Annotated in this window: 14 protein-coding genes and 2 pseudogenes; 3 read left to right on the top strand and 13 right to left on the bottom strand. The window is 48.4% G+C overall.

Annotated elements, in window-relative coordinates:
* Positions 1–271: 271 nt before the first annotated feature.
* The 7 genes from MKX98_RS14750 to MKX98_RS14720 form a co-directional block, all read right to left on the bottom strand.
* Positions 272–1,771 carry a malate:quinone oxidoreductase gene (locus tag MKX98_RS14750; protein WP_339223772.1) on the bottom strand — a complete coding sequence of 500 codons (1,500 nt, stop codon included), beginning with the start codon at positions 1,769–1,771 and terminating at the stop codon, positions 272–274.
* Between the two features lie 430 nt (positions 1,772–2,201).
* Positions 2,202–3,161: an ABC transporter substrate-binding protein gene (locus MKX98_RS14745; RefSeq protein ID WP_194542429.1), complete on the bottom strand. Its 960-nt coding sequence runs from the start codon at positions 3,159–3,161 to the stop codon at positions 2,202–2,204.
* Between the two features lie 69 nt (positions 3,162–3,230).
* Positions 3,231–4,853, bottom strand: a complete 1,623-nt coding sequence (locus tag MKX98_RS14740; RefSeq protein ID WP_339223769.1) for a helix-turn-helix domain-containing protein — start codon at positions 4,851–4,853, stop codon at positions 3,231–3,233.
* Positions 4,854–5,014: 161 nt separating this feature from the next.
* Positions 5,015–5,641 (bottom strand): spore coat protein, encoded by a 627-nt coding sequence (locus tag MKX98_RS14735; RefSeq protein WP_194542427.1) that lies wholly within the window; start codon positions 5,639–5,641, stop codon positions 5,015–5,017.
* Between the two features lie 167 nt (positions 5,642–5,808).
* Positions 5,809–6,903 carry an endospore germination permease gene (locus MKX98_RS14730; protein ID WP_339223767.1) on the bottom strand — a complete coding sequence of 365 codons (1,095 nt, stop codon included), beginning with the start codon at positions 6,901–6,903 and terminating at the stop codon, positions 5,809–5,811.
* Complete coding sequence (locus tag MKX98_RS14725; protein ID WP_339223765.1) at positions 6,851–8,176, bottom strand: Ger(x)C family spore germination protein; 1,326 nt, start codon at positions 8,174–8,176, stop codon at positions 6,851–6,853. Before MKX98_RS14725 ends, MKX98_RS14730 begins: the two co-directional genes overlap by 53 nt.
* A gap of 23 nt (positions 8,177–8,199) precedes the next feature.
* Positions 8,200–9,774, bottom strand: a complete 1,575-nt coding sequence (locus tag MKX98_RS14720; protein ID WP_339223763.1) for a spore germination protein — start codon at positions 9,772–9,774, stop codon at positions 8,200–8,202.
* Between the two features lie 136 nt (positions 9,775–9,910).
* Between MKX98_RS14720 and MKX98_RS14715 the strand changes: the two genes are divergently transcribed.
* Positions 9,911–11,299, top strand: coding sequence for an amino acid permease (locus MKX98_RS14715; RefSeq protein WP_339223761.1), 1,389 nt, complete (start codon positions 9,911–9,913; stop codon positions 11,297–11,299).
* A gap of 43 nt (positions 11,300–11,342) precedes the next feature.
* On the opposite strand, the pseudogene asnA reads toward MKX98_RS14715, so the two are convergent.
* The 4 genes and pseudogenes from asnA to MKX98_RS14695 form a co-directional block, all read right to left on the bottom strand.
* Positions 11,343–12,305, bottom strand: a pseudogene (asnA, locus tag MKX98_RS14710) (aspartate--ammonia ligase).
* Positions 12,306–12,491: 186 nt separating this feature from the next.
* On the bottom strand, positions 12,492–13,127 hold the full coding sequence (locus MKX98_RS14705) for a LysE family transporter (RefSeq protein ID WP_339223759.1): 636 nt from the start codon (positions 13,125–13,127) through the stop codon (positions 12,492–12,494).
* Between the two features lie 117 nt (positions 13,128–13,244).
* A complete protein-coding gene (locus tag MKX98_RS14700; protein WP_339224445.1) occupies positions 13,245–13,904 on the bottom strand; it encodes a DUF6138 family protein in 660 nt (219 codons plus the stop codon).
* Between the two features lie 40 nt (positions 13,905–13,944).
* Complete coding sequence (locus MKX98_RS14695) at positions 13,945–14,454, bottom strand: DUF6138 family protein (protein WP_339223757.1); 510 nt, start codon at positions 14,452–14,454, stop codon at positions 13,945–13,947.
* On the opposite strand from MKX98_RS14695, the gene MKX98_RS14690 reads away from it, so the two are divergent.
* Positions 14,386–14,907 (top strand): cytochrome P450, encoded by a 522-nt coding sequence (locus MKX98_RS14690; protein ID WP_339223755.1) that lies wholly within the window; start codon positions 14,386–14,388, stop codon positions 14,905–14,907. The two genes, MKX98_RS14695 and MKX98_RS14690, sit on opposite strands and share 69 nt — an antisense overlap.
* Positions 14,908–15,122: 215 nt before the next feature.
* Here MKX98_RS14690 and MKX98_RS14685 read toward each other — a convergent pair.
* Together MKX98_RS14685 and MKX98_RS14680 are read right to left on the bottom strand one after the other, a co-directional pair.
* Positions 15,123–15,284: pseudogene (locus MKX98_RS14685) on the bottom strand (glucuronyl hydrolase); the annotation flags it as partial.
* A gap of 51 nt (positions 15,285–15,335) precedes the next feature.
* Positions 15,336–16,250, bottom strand: a complete 915-nt coding sequence (locus MKX98_RS14680) for an AraC family transcriptional regulator (RefSeq protein WP_339223753.1) — start codon at positions 16,248–16,250, stop codon at positions 15,336–15,338.
* A 134-nt stretch (positions 16,251–16,384) separates the two neighbouring features.
* On the opposite strand from MKX98_RS14680, the gene MKX98_RS14675 reads away from it, so the two are divergent.
* Positions 16,385–18,370: an alpha-amylase family protein gene (locus tag MKX98_RS14675; protein ID WP_339223751.1), complete on the top strand. Its 1,986-nt coding sequence runs from the start codon at positions 16,385–16,387 to the stop codon at positions 18,368–18,370.
* Positions 18,371–18,600: the final 230 nt, after the last annotated feature.

Here is an 18,600-nt window from a genome sequence, read left to right as displayed (position 1 = left end):
CCTCCTATGATCGTTATGTAAGTGTTATCATTTCTTGATTTCATTATAAGAGGCTTGGCCCATTCATAATATCCTGCAAACTTTCAATAATATCCGAAATATTGATATCTGTGATACTCGGCTGTTAAATAACGTAAAAAAGCGGTTCAATGGATGAACCGCTTGGATCTTTGGCCATAAGGCCGATACGTATATGGAATGTTCCTTATTAATGCGTTATCCAGAAAAAGCGCGATGTTTCTTTTAATTGCCGCTTTCTACCTGTCTACTATTAGCTATGCACCAGTACTTTTAAGCTTAGACCTAGCGCTTGCGCAGTGGATTCTTGAATTTCCTCAAATAAGGCCGGGTTTTTCGTAAGAGACATGCCGTATGAAGGAATCATTTCCTTAATTTTCGGCTCCCATTCTTCCATATGCTGCGGGAAGCACTTCTCTAATACCTCGAGCATGACGTGAACAGCTGTCGAAGCGCCTGGGGAAGCACCGAGCAAGGCAGCGACCGAGCCATCCGCGGCACTAACCACTTCGGTACCAAATTGAAGCGTTCCTTTACCCTTCGGTGTATCCTTAATCACCTGCACACGTTGGCCCGCCACGACGATTTCCCAATCCTCGCTTTTGGCGTTCGGAATAAACTCGCGTAATTCTTCCATGCGCTTTTCATTCGATAGCACCACTTGCTGGATTAGGTATCGGGTCAATGCCATTTCTTTTACGCCAGCCGCCAGCATGGTGAACAGATTGTTCGGTTTGACGGATGTGATCAAATCAAGATTCGACCCGGTTTTTAAGAACTTCGGCGAGAAGCCGGCAAACGGACCGAAGAGCAATGCCTTTTGGTTGTCAATATATCTTGTGTCCAAGTGGGGAACCGACATCGGCGGAGCGCCAACCTTGGCTTTTCCGTATACTTTGGCATGATGCTGCGCTACCACTTCCGGGTTCTTGCATACCATGAATAATCCGCTTACCGGGAATCCTCCAATATGTTTGGACTCGGGGATACCGGTTTTTTGCAATAAATGCAGACTTCCGCCCCCGCCGCCGATAAAGATGAACTTCGCCGTATGATATTCGGTTTTACCGTGTTCGATATCATGGACTTTCACTTTCCACGAACCATCTTGTGTACGTTTAATATCCTTGACGCTATGCTTGTAGTTTATTTCGACGTCTTTGCTCTTCAAGTGGTCAAACAGCATGCGCGTTAAAGCGCCAAAGTTAATGTCCGTCCCGGAGTCGATTTTGGTTGCCGCTAACGGCTCATTCGATGTACGCCCTTCCATAATAAGCGGAATCCATTCCTTCAGCTGATCCGGATCCTCGGAATATTCCATTCCTTGAAAGAGCGGGTTGTTTGACAGCGCTTCAAAACGTTTTTTCAAAAAAGCCACGTCTTTTTCGCCTTGCACTAAACTCATATGCGGAATAGGCATGATAAAGTCCTGCGGATTGCGAATCAGATTGCTGCTTACCAGATAAGACCAGAACTGTCTTGAAACCTGAAACTGTTCGTTAATATTGATTGCTTTGCTGATGTCTATAGATCCGTCAGGTTTTTCGGACGTATAGTTAAGCTCGCACAATGCGGAATGGCCGGTCCCCGCATTATTCCATTCATTGGAGCTTTCTTCCCCAGCGCTTGCGAGTTTCTCAAACACTTTGATCTCCCACTCAGGTACTAATTCTTTCAGTAAGGCTCCCAATGTTGCGCTCATGACGCCGGCACCGATTAAGATTACGTCTGTTTTTTTCTCCATGTTGCTCATTATAAACCTTCCTTATCCCATATATTTGAAAAAAGAATAGACATCCCCGCTAAAAATGTCATTAAAAAGCAAGGCGTCCTCTGAAAACACACCTTTTCTGTGTCAATTATCACCATATTATAGTCTATTATAAATATTGATAGATTAAAATACCTACTATTATCTAATCATTATAAACGATTTAAAGTTGTTAACAAAGTGAGAAGATCCTCCACAATTCCCAAACTCCAAGAAACCAAGTATAAACTTAGGATAATGCTAGAGATAAGTCCTTTTTTACCGCTAAAAAAAGCCGCAAGAATCGCGACTTCTCAAGCTTATCTATTCCTTATCCTCCGAGACTTTATCGACTGCATCCGGCCGGCATTTCCGAGAACCTTTCGCAAATGAATAAGTATGAATATCAAATGGACGCCTTGTAACTATGCAGCTACTTCCCGTTGCCAAGCAGCAGCTTCGTCTGGATCTCCAATTGCTTCTCCAGCGAGATGAGATCGCCTGCCGAGAACTGATTGATATCCAATGTGTAGATGCGATTGTTTTTGTAAGCCGGCAGGGACTTCCAGATGGCACTCTCCATAATCTCCTTGGCACGATCCCCGCCTCCGTCCGCATCGTAGACCGTCACGAACATATAATCCGCGGCCATCTCCGGCAGCGATTCCAGGGAAATGTCCAGACCGGCTCCTCCGTTTACGATCTGCTCTTTCACGGCTTCTGGCGGCTGATAGCCGAGACCCGAATACAGATTGCGGGTACCGCGCCCAAAGCTCTCACCTACGACCCAGAAGTTTTTCGCCCAAATCTCATAGACGCCAACCGTTTCTCCTTCCTTCACGACTCCGTCCAGCTTCGCCTTGGCCTCTGCAAGCTTCTCCTCATAGTGCCGAATCGCTTCCTCCGCTTCCTTCGATTTCCCGAGGAATTCTCCGAATTCACGCAGCTCGGCATACAGATCTTTTGCTCCCCAGGGAATAACAATCGTCGGTGCGATTTTGGCGAATTGCTCATAGTTCTTATCGGAAGGTCTAATAATGAGATCGGGATCAAGGGATACGATTTTCTCAAGCGCCGCCTGATCGTCACCGATATCCTCGATGCCATCGGTCAGATCCTGCAAAAAATATTGATTCAGGCTGGCCGTACCGGCGCCGACTGGCTTAACGCCCAAGGTTAGCAGATGGCCAAGATATTGCGTCGCGACAATTCGCTTCGGATCCTTCGGAATCTCGATCTCGCCCATGACCGTTTCATATTTACGTGTTGCCCCTGTTTGCGGGTCGCCATTGGCCTTAACAATATCACCTTGCTGCTGTGTGTCTCCACAGGCGCCCAGCACAATGACCATACTTCCGATCAGAGACAGCATCAATCCTTTAAGCAACCACATCTTTGAACCCTCCATCGTGTTGATAATGATTATCATTGTTATCATAATAACGGCAAGGGTTGCACGAGTCTATTGCGTTCCGTAAGCGGTTCTATGGACATTTGTTAGAAGCTCGGTGAGTATGGACAATTGCTGCTCCAAAGCAAGCGGATCATTATATTTAAATAACTCCAGATCGAGAAAGAACACATTCCCGTTTTGAACGGCAGGCAAGCTTCTCCATTCTTTGCTGTTCATGACACGTTCTGCATTGCCTGCACCTCCACCACCTTCCCAGATGGTTACAAACATATAATCTGCGGCATACGCTGCCAGCATGTCCGGCGTTAACTCCAAGCCGACTCCCTCACCTAATACGTGTTCTGCAAGCGGCTCTGGTGGCCGAAACGAGAACGACTGGTATAAATTGCGCAGGCCTCTGCCATACGCCATATTAACCGCCCACAGCCGATCCGCCCAAAACTCGTACACGGCAGCCGTAGCATGTGAATCGATTAGTTTAGCTACCTGAGCAGCAGCTTGCTCCTCCTTCGCTCGAAACCCATCCATCCAGTTCATCGCTTCGCATTCACGATTGAGTGCTCTGCCTAATCGTAACAGTTCGTCGAGCGGGTCTTCCTGTCCCCAAGGAAGTGATATGGTTGGAGCAAGCTGGGATAAGGGCTCGCTGTTCGGTCCGCACGTGACGATCAGATCGGGCTGCAACGAGGATATCGTCTGTAACGATCGAGCATCTCCTACGTCCGCTGCATTCCCCAGCTTTCCGACATAGGGGCGTGCACGCAGCAGATTGGTCGAAGTTCCTGCGGGCGTAAGTCCAAGAGCCAGCAGATGACCCACATATTGCAGGGCCACAATACGCTTCGGACGCTGGATATAATCGCGAGGAGAGTAACCGAAATACTGCTTGAATTTTCGGCTTAAATATAAACCGTCCTGGTAGCCGATTTCCCGCGCGATTCGATCGAGATTACGATCGTCGCCGCTAAGCAATTCCTCCCTGGCTTTCTCCAGGCGAAGCCGCGTCAGATACTCCGTAAAGCCGGATCCCGTTGCTCTTTTGAACGATACAGAGAAGTGTTCCGGCGTTAGTCCTACCCTCTTCGCCATGTCGTTTCGCGTTATCGCCTCGGCGAAATGCTTCTCCATATAATCCACCGCAAGTCTCATGCGCTCCAGCCAATCCTCTTCCCGCTCCTCATCATCGGTTGACTGCAGCAGCGTACCCAACAGTTGTTTAAATACCGCATCTATGCGAAGATTTGCAGCGAGTTTCCCGCTGCTGACTCCGTGAAATTGCTTGAATTGGCATAGTTCTTGAACAAGAACAAGAGCCTCGTGTGTAGCGGCGACGGGAAGCTTGCCGGTACCCATCAGTGCAGAGATTCGCTTGCCGTATACGATTCGGCTTGGTGTCCGCTCCTTGAACTCCCATACATCGTATTGCAATTCGTAAAGCTCGAGCGGAACCGACGAGTTTGGAGTCCAGCGTATGTCGGCAATCGTCCCCGGCGGACAATAACAGATCGTCTTCGCTTTCAATCGATGCCTAACTCCATTCAAATACAAATCACCTGAACCTTTACTTACCAATAACATGGTATGTGTTTCCATGAATCCGCCGGCAGCCTCTTCGGTATGACCAAGCTTAATATAGCGAACTCCAAACAGCGAATATTGCGTCTCTTCCATGCTGACGGTCATCCTTTCAGACTGTAACATTGTTTTATCCTATTATAATCCGGATGATAATCATTCTCAATTAATATCCAGTCGCTGAGGTTATGTATTGCCTTTCCTTTTAGAAGAAATAAAAAAAACGCCCTGTCCATACGGACAAAGCGCTTTGGTTATTAGTGAGGGGCCATATTGCCAGGCATTGGGGCTGTGCCGTAGCTATTCTGCATGTACTGCATATCTTGCTGAGGCAGCTGCGGTACTTGGTAGTATCCATGCTTATTCTGATATAGCGAAATTTCATAAGCCATTTCGATGCAGTTAGGAAGGGAATCGGCAAGCACGCGGCGTACGACCGGATTCGTGGATTCCATGGCTGCATTGGTTTTCATTGTAGCACCCGATTTCACTGCATTCAACATGCTGAGCGCGATGGTTTCATCGTTGATCTCGGCTGTGGACTGCATCGGTTTTTTCGGCTGGCCTGGTTTCATGCCGTAAATAAAGTCATTGCCCTGCTTCATTTTATAGCTTTGCGTCGGCTTTGAAGGATCTTGTCCTGATTTAAAACACTCCAAGGTGATGTTATACTCATCAGCCATAAATTGCTTCTGGCGCTGCAGGATATCCCGAAGCTCCGGATCCTGCACATGTCCGCTCAGCATGGTATACGTGTTCATGGCATTGATAGCCCCTGCCAATACTTCGTGGACATCAAACATCTCATGACCGCCGTGGTTCAATTGTGGAGGAATCATACCGGTCTCCATGTTTTGATGATTTTGTGGTTGTTCGAATTGCATTGTCGTACCTCCTAATATGGTTTGCTTACATGTCAATCAAGTAATTTCAACAAGGTGGTAGCTGGATAACGGCTTCTTTTCTGCAGTTCAGGTTTATTGTTAATTAAACAAGCCGAAAGTATTCAGGGTATTTTTAGCGAACACAAGTTTTGTTGGTGCTGAAACTTTCATTGATGTTGTTTTTCCATCTTTTGTCTGATCCATATCGTAAGGAGAAGCATCAAAGGCAGCGCCACCTGGAAGATGGGTGTTACATATGTCACGACAAACTTAATCCCAAGCCATATATGATGAGGGTAATTGGGGGACAAGAATGCCAGCATATATAAACATACCCCTAAGAAAATAGTACTTATCTTGTAGGGGATTCCTGTGAGTTTAGTGAGGCCGATTACGGCACCCATAGAAAAAGCAGTCATTTTCGCGCCCAGTCCCAGAAATAGTATAAGAACGAATAAAACGTCGATGCGCTCAAAGACATCTGCAATTTCGATCAGCTGAACCACCTGCAGCAAAGGAAGCGTACTACTGGCAGCAATTGTCGGCCCTAAGACCAAAATATTGACTTGGTTGATCAATATTAAACAAATCGCCGTAATGATATAAGTGATTATCACGCCTCTCCGCAACCCCCCCTTCTTATGCACCAAAGGAAAAAACACCAGGAACAAGAGCGTTTGTCCAAACGGAAATGACACCAGCTCCGGTATGGCTGCAGAGAATACTGGTTTAAAACCATTCTCTAAAACCGGCAGCATCATCTCCGTTTTCATAAGTCCTGTCGTTAGCAGCAGTGAATATATGGTGAGATAACTCAATATTACGATGGGCAGCAGGCCAGCGCTGACCAAAAAGACAACACGAGGCCCATACATCACCGTACTTGTAATGACGAGAATGGCGATCAACATGATAAATGCCAGCGGTGTCCGGTTTAACAAAGTCAACACCGTAAGTTCACCTAAATCCCTTAGATTACGAGAGGCTTCATAAGTGAAATAAGCGGCAAAGGCAAAACTTACTACATAACCGATGATTTTACCAAAATATCGTTTGCATAAATCATACAAATCAAGATCAGGATCTGTGCGGTGTATCATCAGATATATACAGAGTAGGAGCAGTCCAGCGCAGGCGGCTAGGGCCATGGCTAGCCAAGCATCCCGCTTGGCTTCAGCTCCCAAAAAAAACAAGGTTGTGCTTCCAACCTCAAAAAGAGCTAGATAACATACTAACTCGGTAACTCGAATGGATTGGTTCATAAGCAGCTTTCCCTTTCTGTGCCCTTACCAATGAAAAGAGCAAAGGCCTACTAAGAGCTCCCGTCTCTCTGAAAGACGTTTGTGACATTCCGGTTTGACTGATCGTAGCATCCACCTCTAGTACAAGTTGGAGAGATTGCATCTCCTCTTCTTCCCAACGGTCCTTTAACTTCTGCCAATCCTTCGGATATTTACGATGGATCTTGTCGGCAAAATGTGGCAAATCGACTTTAAGTCTTTTGGCGGCTTCCCATCCCTGTTCGATATAGTCCTTGATTACCTTCTCAATTTCCCTCTGCGCCGCATGAAGTGTAGGCAAGCTGGTTAAGTTACCGTGACAATGAGACTCCGATATTGTACCTTTGACTTTAACAGAAACGCGCATTTGATAACCGTTTGCCGTTTTATGAGGTGTGACTTTGGTTTTTGCAGAGGCCGATTGGAATGAGAATTGTTCTCTTTCTGTATTCGATTCTGGACAAGGAATGGATAACGTACTGATGCTCACTTTATCAGTTAACCAGGATATTCCGAAGCTTTCACTCCGCGTTAACGTTCCGATTCTCCGGTCTTTATCAAATACGGATAATCCCGTAATTTTCAGCTTTCCGCGGGTTGAAGTTTTATGTAATTGATCCACGGAATCCACTTTAGCCTCCGGCCCACCCACTAATTCAATCTGGGGAACACCGGCTGCTTGTGACTCCGAATCCAAACTAATAGCCAGCTCATACATTTTCGTTGAGGGGTAATTGCCATTAAATTGATCCGTTTTGTCCAAGATATTAGCGATAGCTGCACCCGGTAATCGTTCAGTCGGTACAAGTTGCTTTAGCAGCTCACTTGCCTGCCCGTTCGTAACGAGGACATTGACGGTCTCACGCATATAGGTGTTTCTCCAATAGAAATCCATGATTTCGCTAATCCCCTTTTCCGTTGCCTGCTGACCAAGCACAAGAATATCCGTATGCGGAAAATATAGACGTCTGGCTGATTCCGTATAACTAACATCAATCGCTTCCCGAAGCGTTGGGCCCGTTGAGGAGAACACATGGATTGGAGCCTCTGAGCCTCCAGCCTTGCCAGCACCGCCAGCACCGGATGAAATCGCCGATGGGTTAATTAATTGATATGAAACGATCCACCGATCCCCTGACCGGTCTATACCGATCGCTGAGATGAGGCCGATCTCGTTTAACTCGGTTTGATTCCAGCAGCCTGTCATTGAAAACATCATGACCAGCAAAAGTGTTATGTGAGCGAAATTGCGCATATTTCACCTCTAGTTAATTAAAGTCACCTCGTCTGATCCTTTCTCGTATCCTTAGAGCGTAGATTCTCGTTCTGCCTGACTAGATTACGTTGACTGATCTCCTTAGGTCTGGTCTTGAGCAATGGCCATGGTAGACGGACGAACAGATCCTTCAATTCAGAGAAGCGAAGCGGTGTCATAGGCGACAGATATGGAACCCCAAACGAAGTCAGGGACACCAAATGAACATAAAGAGGCACGATGCCTGCCAGAATACCGAACAAACCAAGCGTACCTGCGAGCAGCATCAGGACAAAACGAATTAAGCGAATGGCTGCTGCCATGCTAAAAGCCGGGATCGCAAAATTCGCAATAGCCGTAAAGGAAACTACGATCACCATCGCACCGGACACAAGGCCCGCCTGAACGGCAGCCTGTCCCAATACGAGCGCCCCCACAATCGAAATGGCGGGACCAATGACCCTTGGCATCCGAACCCCAGCTTCACGAATGATCTCGAACGTTAATTCCATCATGAAGGCTTCAACCAGCGCAGGCAGCGGAGTGCCTTCCCTTTGCGCTGCCAAACTAATGAGAAGTGGAGTCGGAATCATCTCCTGATTAAACGTCGAGAAGGCAATATATAATGAGGGAAGCAGCAGGGATACCACAAGAGAAACAAAACGAATGGCCCGCAAAAATGTGGTCAAATCATACCGTTGATAGTAGTCTTCACTAGAATGGAGGAACTTAAAAAAAGTAACAGGGGCTATCAGTACGAAAGGTGAACCATCAATCAAAATGGCAACTTGTCCTTCCAGAAGGCTTCCAGCCACTGCGTCAGGGCGTTCTGTGTTAATCATCGTTGGAAAAGATGTCACGGAAGCGTCCTGAATAAATTCTTCAATATATCCGCTTTCCAGCACGCTGTCCGTATCAATGGAATGTAACCGCGACATAATCTCTGATAGAACCTGCGGATCCGCAATACCCTCAATATGAGCTATCGTCACTCTGGTATTGGTATATTTGCCGATAACCATCGTTTGAATCCGCAAATCCGGTGTTCGAAGCCTTCTTCGGATAAGGGATAGATTCGTCGAAATATCTTCAGTGAAGCCATCTTTAGGTCCTCGAATCACGGTCTGTGAACTCGGCTCAACTATCGATCGCTTCTCCAGACCTGCAACAGATGCTGAATAAGCGACATCCAAGCCATCGATTAAGATAACGGCTTTACCTTCTAATACCGCCGGAATTAAGGCGTGAACGGATTGCAGCTGACTTACCTGCCTTGCTGGCAGTACTTTTTTCAGCAAGGCATCCATATCAGGCGTTCCAGCAGTATCCACTGTAACGGTTAACCAAGCCTCCATGATACCGTTAAGCTGATCCATATCAACAAGTCCCTCTATGTAGCACACCGCAATTTCCGGTATACCGTCGCGACCTGGTACTATTCTGACGATAAAATCAGAGCTATTCCCCAGTTTCTGCTCCAATATTTGAATGGAGTCTTGAAGTGACGTGGTTATCGGATGTGGTGTATCCGTTGTTTTCTTTGTTCTGTTCTTTGGTATGCTTCGTTTCAGCGCTTTTATCAGTAATCGGCTTAACATAACACTCACTCCCCACCAATCTATAGCTATTATGGGGACTTACATAATAATTATTCCAATAATGGTTAATCTGCTCAAACCAGATGCATACTCTGCTCGATACATGAACAACTTAACCATAGAGGAGGTATGTGCTATGGATTCACCTGGGTGTGCAGGACCGAACGATTCCGCATCATCGGATCAAAAGAGCAGCAAAGGCAGCTTAAAGTGGTGGCAGCTCTCACTGCTTGGCATCGGTTGTACGATTGGTACGGGGTATTTTCTAGGTTCCGGTATTGGTATTAAGCTGACGGGACCTTCCATGGTTGTATCATTTCTTATCGCTGCTATAGGAACCTATATCGTCTTTCATTTTTTGGCCAAAATGACGACGGCGGATCCTCAAGAGGGATCCTTTTGTTATTATGCGGGAAAAGCGTTTGGGCGGTGGGCACGTTTCGGAAGCGCATGGAATTACTGGAGCACGAAAATTCTAATCATGGGCAGTCAGCTGACGGCTCTGTCCATCCTGACCAAGTTTTGGTTCCCTGATATTCCGCTATGGATTTTTGCAGCCATCTATGCCGTATTATCGATTGCCGTCGTTCTGCTGGGTACGAAAGGCTTCGATAAGGTGGAAAATGTATTGGCCGTCATAAAAACAGCGGCGATTCTCATGTTTATTCTTCTCTCAACTGCCGCGCTTATGGGCTGGATTCGCGGGGGCAGCGATGGTAGACCCGGATTTCCCGATTCGGTTGGACAAGTGTTCCCTGGCGGATTTCCCGCATTCTGGTCCTCGCTCTTATATGCTTTCTATGCCTATGGGGGTGTCGAAACCATTGGTTTGATGTCCTTGCAGCTCAAAAACAAAAAGGATGCTCCCAAGTCAGGAAAAGTCATGCTCATCGGACTGACCGTGATTTACATGATATCCATCGGGCTTGCTGTCTTCATGGTTTCCTACAACCTCTTGAGTGAGAAAGAAAGCCCGTTCGTTACAGCGCTATCCAGCTATCCGCTAACTTTCTTTCCCCATGTATTCAATGGAGCGATCATTATGGCCGGATTCTCGACGATGAGCGCTTCATTGTTTGCCGTAGTGAACTTGCTTGTGACGATGGCTAAAGACGGCGATGCACCGAGTATTTTTACGAAGAAGCTGGAAAATTTCCGGAAGCTGCCGCTCCCTTCCTTGGTGCTTGCCGCGATCGGTTTATCGGCTTCAATCGTTACGGCACTCCTATTGCCCGGAAAAATATACGAATACATTACAACTGCTGCCGGGATATTGCAGATGTATAATTGGTCGTTCATTATCATTTCGGCTTACAAAATTCTAAAGGTCAGAATGTGGGATGTGATTCTGGGTGGATTCGGCATCATCCTCCTGCTCGGTGCCGTAACCGGAACCATCATGGAGAAGAGCATTCGGCCCGGTTTTTTTGTCAGTTTGATCTTGGCTGCACTTGTGGCCATCGTGACGCTAATTATGGTCAAGATATGGAATAAGATGCAGACCAACACCATCCCCAATGAATAAAGAAAGGATATCTTCATTGTAAGATATCCTTTCTTTTTGCTTCTTATAGGAGCAGGATGTTCCCCTCTTCGCATTCTTTCAGGGTTTTCTCATTCCAAACGGATACCTGTACTTCGCCGATGTGGGCTTTTCTTAGAAGGAACATGCACAGCCTTGATTGTCCGATGCCTCACCCGATGGTTGGCGGCAGCTCTCCTTTTACGACGGCTTGGTGGAAGTCAAGGCTCAAACGTTCCATTCTGCTGCTTGCCAGAAGCTGTTGACACAGCGATTGAGCATCAACCCGGATCCCCATGGATGAGATCTCCACCGCACAATTCAATACCGGATACCACAAAACAATATCCCCGTTTAACGTCCAGTCATCATAATCCGGCGAGCGGCCGTCATGCACCTGACCGGACTTCATCGTTCCGCCTATCTGCATAATGAATACGGCGCCATGTATCCTGACAATTTCATTTTCCCTTTCCTTCGGCGTTAAACTAGGAAAACGATCTTCCAACTCCTGCGTCGTGATGAAAAAAATCCGCTCCGGGAGGATCGGCTTCAAGAAGGGATGAAGTTCATAAAGGTGCTCTTCCGTGGATTTGATCACATCATATATCCTTACAACTTCATGTTCTAAGGTGGCGAGAGTACGCATGTCTTCGCATATCACTTTTTCCCAATCCCACTGATCGACGAATATGGAATGCAGATTATCCATGTTTTCATCCCGCCTGACGGCTTTCATATCGGTGTATAAACCTTCCCCATTCTTAAAGCCGTATTGGGCAAGGGCCGACCGTTTCCACTTTGCAAGGGATTGCACAATTTCGACACGGCCTTCCTTCATATCCATCACATCAAAAGATACGGTCCGTTCCGTGCCGTTCAAATTGTCGTTAATGCCTGTGCCCTCTTTTACCATAACGGGTGAGGAGACTTCGGTTAAGCGGAGCGCCTTCTCAAGCCCGGTCTTAAAATACGATTTGGTTTTTTGTATGGCGATAGCCGTTTCCATCCTGTCTAGCCTGGATTGGTAACGCTCAGGAATCACGATAGATCTTAGCAAGTCGTTTTTCGCCCCTTCACAACGTATTGAAATGTAAACTTCTGCCTAATTGTCTGAGAACAGTTTATGTTTACCCTCCAATACTGTCGCTTTGTCCCATGTATATTGAACGGAATTGGGCAGATGACCACTTGGTTATCCTGTTAACGCAAGAATGCCCTGAATACCAAAGTACACACCGAAACCGATCAGTGATATTCCCGATATGACCGAAATCGCAGTCAGCATGTTCTCGTTGAGGAAGCGACGAAGGCCTGTCGTTAGACCGGCAACGCATAGATCCCAAAGGGTTAAGCCCAAAAAGATCATGCTGCTATACAACAGCAAATGGCTCGTCCCGAACGCTGAGGCAGTCTTGGCCAGGATGGAGCCATAAATCCCCAGCCAAAACAGGATTGATAAAGGACTCGTGATGGACATGAAAAAACCGAGCAGAAAACAGCTTAACAGCGAATCCTTTTTTCTTGCCGCCGAGCTGATTTTCAATTTATTCACTTTCGTTATGCTTTCAACCCCGCTGTAAATTAACACGAATCCGCCAAAGAGCCACAAAAAGATCTGAACGATCGGAATATTAAGAAATTGAACGAGACCTAGATAAATGAGCAACATAAAAGCTGCGTCTGCCAGCATGGATCCAGCTCCGACTACCCAAGCATGCCAAAAGCCGTTCTTAATGCCTTTATCAAGCCTGGCCGAGTTCACGGGCCCGATCGGAGCAGCCAATGTTAATCCCAGAATAATGTAGCTAATTAATAAATTCACGTTCAATCGCATTCACTCCCGCCTACGAATACCAAGCTTGTACATTTTATGTGAAAAATGCGGTTGGATATGACTTCTAATCCTAAAACCAAGAAAAAAACCAGCTAATGTTTGTCAAGCATTTCAGCTTGGATGAGTTCTTTTCGTGATATACTTTTTCCGACCAACCCAAATAACCTCCACATCTATGGAGGTTTCCCCTTCGGCTTTGGCGGCTATCTTCTTGAGCTTGCCCATTCCGCCCCAGACCAAATATACGATATGCTCCACCTGGTAATACGGAAGACCGCGAACTTGGTCGAGCAGCAGTTTGACGTTTACGTCGGTTTCCATGTCCGATTGAATCTTCAGTTTCATCCAATCGGTGCAGTGCAGCATGCACTTTACCAAGGTTGGAATCGTTTCCGCACTAACACCATGCCGCTCAGTAAAAGCTAAAGTAAAATGGTTTTGAACGGATTGGTGTTCGTCATCGACTTTACCCATATATTCTTCCACCAACGGGAAATACGTTTTATCCTTCAATCCGAGGCCAAATACGGCATAGCTTCCCGGCATGCAGTTTTTCTCCCCTTCCGTATCCGCGTACCATTCAAACGGCTCTATTGCAGTTTTGGCATACTCCTCCATTAGAGGATACAGATCGGGATATTCCACAGCATTGGCAAAGAATCGATGCGTTCCCGACTTAGCCAAGCCTTTAATCGGGAGCTTCTGCTTCACTGAGGACTTCAGTTTGATTTGGCAGCTTTTCGGGAATCCCAAGCCGAAGAGGTGAGTCAGAAACCGGAGCGCGCGAGCGTAACTCTCCCCTGTTTCCTGCTTAATCCATAGACGCCAATGATCCAGTCGAGTAGGGATCCGCGTCTGGAAACAGCCCCTCGTCCAGGATGTGTCTGGACAGGAAAAACGTCTCCAACGGTTTGGTCGGATAGGTTCCTTTTTCTAGCTTATTGGCTATATAGATTGAGATTCGTTCTTGTAATTGCTTCTTCTTTGTCCCATCTGTAAGAATACAAAGGTTCAGGTCGCCTTCCCGCACTCGAAACTTGCCGTTAAACGTAAACTGATAATCGATGATAGAGCTCGGCATCTCATCCAATTTACGCTGCATATAAGAGGATAGCTCAGGAGCGATGTGCTCTCGCACAAGTTCTTCGGTCAACGGCTCACCAGGTGTCCATCTGTCTTCCGGCATCGATCTGTCTAGATCATCATCTGTCATGCTCACCCTGCCCTTGTCATATTCAAGCAGCGCATAGTCATGTATCCCGATCTGCAGCGAAGTACGCTTCACGATGTTCTCTGCGTTTTTATCGCTGATAAAGGCCATCCATTGGTCGATCTGTTCCTTCCCCTGCCCAAAAACCATTCGGAAGATGTACAAGAACTGAAACGTCATGCTGCCAAGGAATATTACAACTATCTCTATCCGCATATCGTCCAAAAAAGAGCCACTCTCGCGGACGATATCATCTCCGACCTCATCCAAGCCGAGGTGGACGGGGATCGGTTATCGGACGATGAGATCGTCAGAACGACGATGTTTATCCTGGGTGCAGGCATTGAAACGACGACTCATCTGCTAGCCAATACGTTTTATTCCTTCTTATATGACAACAACCAAATTTACGGGGAAATCCAGGCTAACCGCGAGCTCCTTCCCAATGCCATCGAGGAAATGCTTCGCTATCGGTTTAACATACTTTTGTCTGGGTGCTCCGCTGGCACGGCTGGAAGCAAATATAGCGATAAGCAGGTTCATGGATTTCTTCCCGCGCATTGAACCGGTTCCTGAATTTAAACTGGAAGATAACCTGAGTCCTTCTGCCGCAGGACAAATGTTAACTCAGCTGCCTATCCGTGTTCATCGGTAAGGCTGGCCTGTATCAGTTCTTTAGGTACAATAAAAAAAAGCCCTGCATAGCAAGGGCTCATCGTATCGGGAGGCCCTGTCAGTCTTAAATCACAGGGCCTCTCGCTTTTTAGGAATAATGAAAATTATTCTCTGGTTGACCTCTCGGGTTCATACCAGTAACCGGGCCGCCCGTTGTTTAAACGCATGAGCGCCTCCAGCAAGAAATCATCACCCCAAATGACAAAATCGTCCGGTGCAATTCCTCCCCTAACAAAATACGAACCATGTTGCAAAAGACCTTTCGAAAGGTTACCCTGCACGGGATACGCACTCACCGTATCTCCGGGATCGCCTTATTACTTATCAGGGTTGCCCAGGTGACGCGTTCCTCCACTTTCCTTCTTCTGCCGAAGCATCTGCCGATAAGCACCGGGCGTCATGCCAAGCTTGGCGGTAAACAGGCGCGTCATGTAGTTGGAATCTCGGATTCCCACGCGTTCCGCGATTTCGGAAATGCCAAGCACCGTGCCGCCAAGCAGTTTCTTGGCCTCCTCCAGGCGCAGGTGCAGCACATACTGCAGGGGCGTTTTGCCGATATGCCTCTTCATGCATCTGGCGATATAACTCGCTTGGAAGTGGAGCTTTTCCTCCAGCGAGGCCCGTTCAAACGGCTCCTTCCAATGTTCGTTTAAATAGGCTGCGGCGGCTTGGGCCAGCCGGACGGAAGGCTCCGGCTCGGACGTCCGAGCGCAGCCTGCCTGCAGGGCGGCAAACAGCTCGGTCAGCAAAAGATGGAGCTGGAGCGCATTCTCCCCGTTAAGTCTGTTGTGGGTATCGTTCAAACCGCGCAGCATCGGCTCCACGGTTTGCACCTCGACGGATGCAAACTTCGGCAAGTACATGCGCTGCTGCGATGAGGGCTCAACGTCTTCGACCGTGCCCTTGGACAGCAGGTTCGACCAGGGAATATCTTCTCGCCGGATGTGAACGGCCGGATGCCCATGGATGAAATGCACCCAATAAATCTCCGTATGCTCCGAGCAGGCTTGGTGCCCTACATGCGGCAGCCCTGCTTCCAGTACCAGCAGCTTTCCCGCGCCGACCTCATACTCCGTCTGTTCCTCCTTCATGTAAAGCGTTCCTTTCGTGACCAGAAGCAGGTCATAAACGCCGAAGGTACGAGCGAAATGCCTGTCTCCCGGCTTCCATACGGCATGTCCGGCCGTTACGAACTGCGGCAGCGGCGGTATGGCGAATTCTAAGCACAGCAAGGCCATCCCCTCCTTTCGCAAGTTCATTTTGTGCTAATTAAAGTCTATATTATCACTGGTTGCCCGCATGAAAAAGAGGTACATTTGATCACAAGTAACCGCTACCATATAGCGACTAAGGAGGCTGTTTGCGCATGCGTTATCGTCAGGTTCATCTCGACTTCCATACATCCGAGGCCATCGCCGACATCGGAAGCCGTTTTTCAAAATCCCAGTTCCAGAACATGCTGCGTGCCGGGCACGTCGATTCCATCACGGTGTTTTCAAAATGCCATCACGGGTGGGCATACCATCCGAGCGAAGCCAATGAAATGCACCCGCATCTCTCATTCGATCTGCTGGGCGAGATGATTGCTGCCGCCCACGAAATCGACGTCAAAACGCCGGTGTACTTATCCGCGGGGCTGGACGAAAAGCTGGCGCGGCGCCATCCCGAATGGCTGATCCGCGACGCGGAAGATCGTACGCGCTGGGTGAAAGATTTCATGACCCCCGGTTACCACGAGTTTTGCTTTAATACGCCTTACCTGGACATCTTGATTGAGCAAATTCGTGAGGTAGTCTCCAGATATGATGCGGACGGCATTTTCCTTGACATCGTCGGGACCCGTAAATGCCGGTGCCAGCATTGCGTAGCCGCCCTGCGATCAGCCGGTCAAGACCCTCGCGATGAAGCAGCCGTTGCCGCCCTGGGCGAGGCGACCTACCTGAACTATGCCCGCCGCGTTCGGGAAACGGTGGACGAGATCAAGCCCGGTCTTCCGGTTTTCCATAACAGCGGCCATCAGCGTCGCGGACGCCGCGACCTTGCCCAAGTCAACAGTCATCTGGAACTGGAATCGCTGCCGACCGGAGGCTGGGGTTACGACCACTTCCCGCTTTCCGCACGCTATGCACAGACGCTTGGCATGGACTATCTCGGCATGACGGGCAAATTCCATACCTCCTGGGGCGAATTCGGCGGTTACAAGCATCCGAACGCGCTTCGCTTCGAAACGGCGCTCAGTCTCGCCCACGGCGCCAAGTGCTCAATCGGCGATCAGCTTCACCCTTCCGGCATGATGGATGAAGCGACTTACGCCTTGATCGGCACCGCCTATGCGGAGGTGGAAGCGAAGGAGCCATGGTGCAGCGAAACATCTTCAGTAGCGGATATCGCCGTCTTGTCGCTGGAGGCTGCTTGGGAGGCTTGTCCCGAAGCACGAAAATCGGAAGACCGTAACAATCTGGCGGATGCCGGAGCCGTACGCATCCTGACCGAAGGACATTACCTGTACGACATCGTGGATGCCAGTGCTGATTTCAGCCTCTACAAAGTGCTGATTTTGCCTGATGATGTGCCGGTATGGCCGGCATTGGGAGAAGCTATCCGCGCTTTTACCGCAAGCGGCGGCAAGCTTCTGGCCACGGGTCGCTCAGGTTTGGAGCCGGACGGCAGCACTTTTGCGCTTGATCTTGGACTGAACTGGAGAGGCGCCAGCCCTTACCGTCCGTCATATTTCCGTCCGGACTTTACTCCAGGGCCCCTCCTCCCTGCTTCATTTGTCATGTACAGCGAGGGACAGCAGGTTGAACTGAACGGCGGCCGTGCGCTTGGCAGCCGGGAGAATCCGTACTTTAACCGGGACGTGTTCACGTTCTGTTCTCATCAGCACACGCCAAGCGCGGGGGAGGACAGCGGACCCGGCATGATCGAAAGCACAAGCGGTATCTATATCGCTTGGAATGTGTTCGGCGACTACGCGGACAACGGACACCTCATTCTGAAAGAGATGGTATTGCATGCTCTTGCCCGGCTCCTGCCGCAGCCTTCCTTGAGCTGCGATTTGCCGGCACGAGGCATTGCGACGCTTCAGTATCAGCAGGGTGAGAAACGCTACATAAATCACCTGCTGTATGCCACCCCTGTGTTGAAGGGGCGTGTTGAAGTCATTGAAGACATCGTTCCGCTGCGGGATGTTTCCGTCGGCTTGCGTCTCCCGTCTCAGGCCTCGGTTAAACGGGTCTATTTAGCTCCTTCGATGGAGGAACTTCCTTATACTGTCAACAATCAAGACGAGATTAACTACACGGTTCCTTATTTGGATAATCACCAAATGGTTGTGTTGGAGCTGGCGTAGTGATCGTTCCTGCCATAGATGAGTGATGGCACACAACTCTGGCTTGAGGAAAAGCCGCAGTCCCCGGACTGCGGCTTTTCCTGTTATCTTTTAGATCTCAATTCGCTATTACATCGCAAGAAATGACGGTTTACATCTGAGAGGGAGGCTACTCAGGATCAGTTAGCGGTAGAGTCAACACGGTACCCTGCCAATAAGCTGTTATGTCTTCCACACCTCGTACATCCCTG

Source organism: Paenibacillus sp. FSL W7-1332 (assembly GCF_037969785.1).
In the GTDB taxonomy this organism is placed as follows: domain Bacteria; phylum Bacillota; class Bacilli; order Paenibacillales; family Paenibacillaceae; genus Paenibacillus_AQ.
Note: the sequence above shows the minus strand (reverse complement) of the source record. Positions and strands in the feature narration are given on the sequence as shown.

Coding starts and splice junctions, on each gene's coding strand:
- MKX98_RS14750 (WP_339223772.1), bottom strand. CDS start 1,771: ATGAGCAACATGGAGAAAAAAACAGACGTAATCTTAATCGGTGCCGGC.
- MKX98_RS14745 (WP_194542429.1), bottom strand. CDS start 3,161: ATGTGGTTGCTTAAAGGATTGATGCTGTCTCTGATCGGAAGTATGGTC.
- MKX98_RS14740 (WP_339223769.1), bottom strand. CDS start 4,853: ATGGAAGAGACGCAATATTCGCTGTTTGGAGTTCGCTATATTAAGCTT.
- MKX98_RS14735 (WP_194542427.1), bottom strand. CDS start 5,641: ATGCAATTCGAACAACCACAAAATCATCAAAACATGGAGACCGGTATG.
- MKX98_RS14730 (WP_339223767.1), bottom strand. CDS start 6,903: ATGAACCAATCCATTCGAGTTACCGAGTTAGTATGTTATCTAGCTCTT.
- MKX98_RS14725 (WP_339223765.1), bottom strand. CDS start 8,176: ATGCGCAATTTCGCTCACATAACACTTTTGCTGGTCATGATGTTTTCA.
- MKX98_RS14720 (WP_339223763.1), bottom strand. CDS start 9,774: ATGTTAAGCCGATTACTGATAAAAGCGCTGAAACGAAGCATACCAAAG.
- MKX98_RS14715 (WP_339223761.1), top strand. CDS start 9,911: ATGGATTCACCTGGGTGTGCAGGACCGAACGATTCCGCATCATCGGAT.
- MKX98_RS14690 (WP_339223755.1), top strand. CDS start 14,386: ATGTATCCCGATCTGCAGCGAAGTACGCTTCACGATGTTCTCTGCGTT.
- MKX98_RS14695 (WP_339223757.1), bottom strand. CDS start 14,454: ATGGCCTTTATCAGCGATAAAAACGCAGAGAACATCGTGAAGCGTACT.
- MKX98_RS14675 (WP_339223751.1), top strand. CDS start 16,385: ATGCGTTATCGTCAGGTTCATCTCGACTTCCATACATCCGAGGCCATC.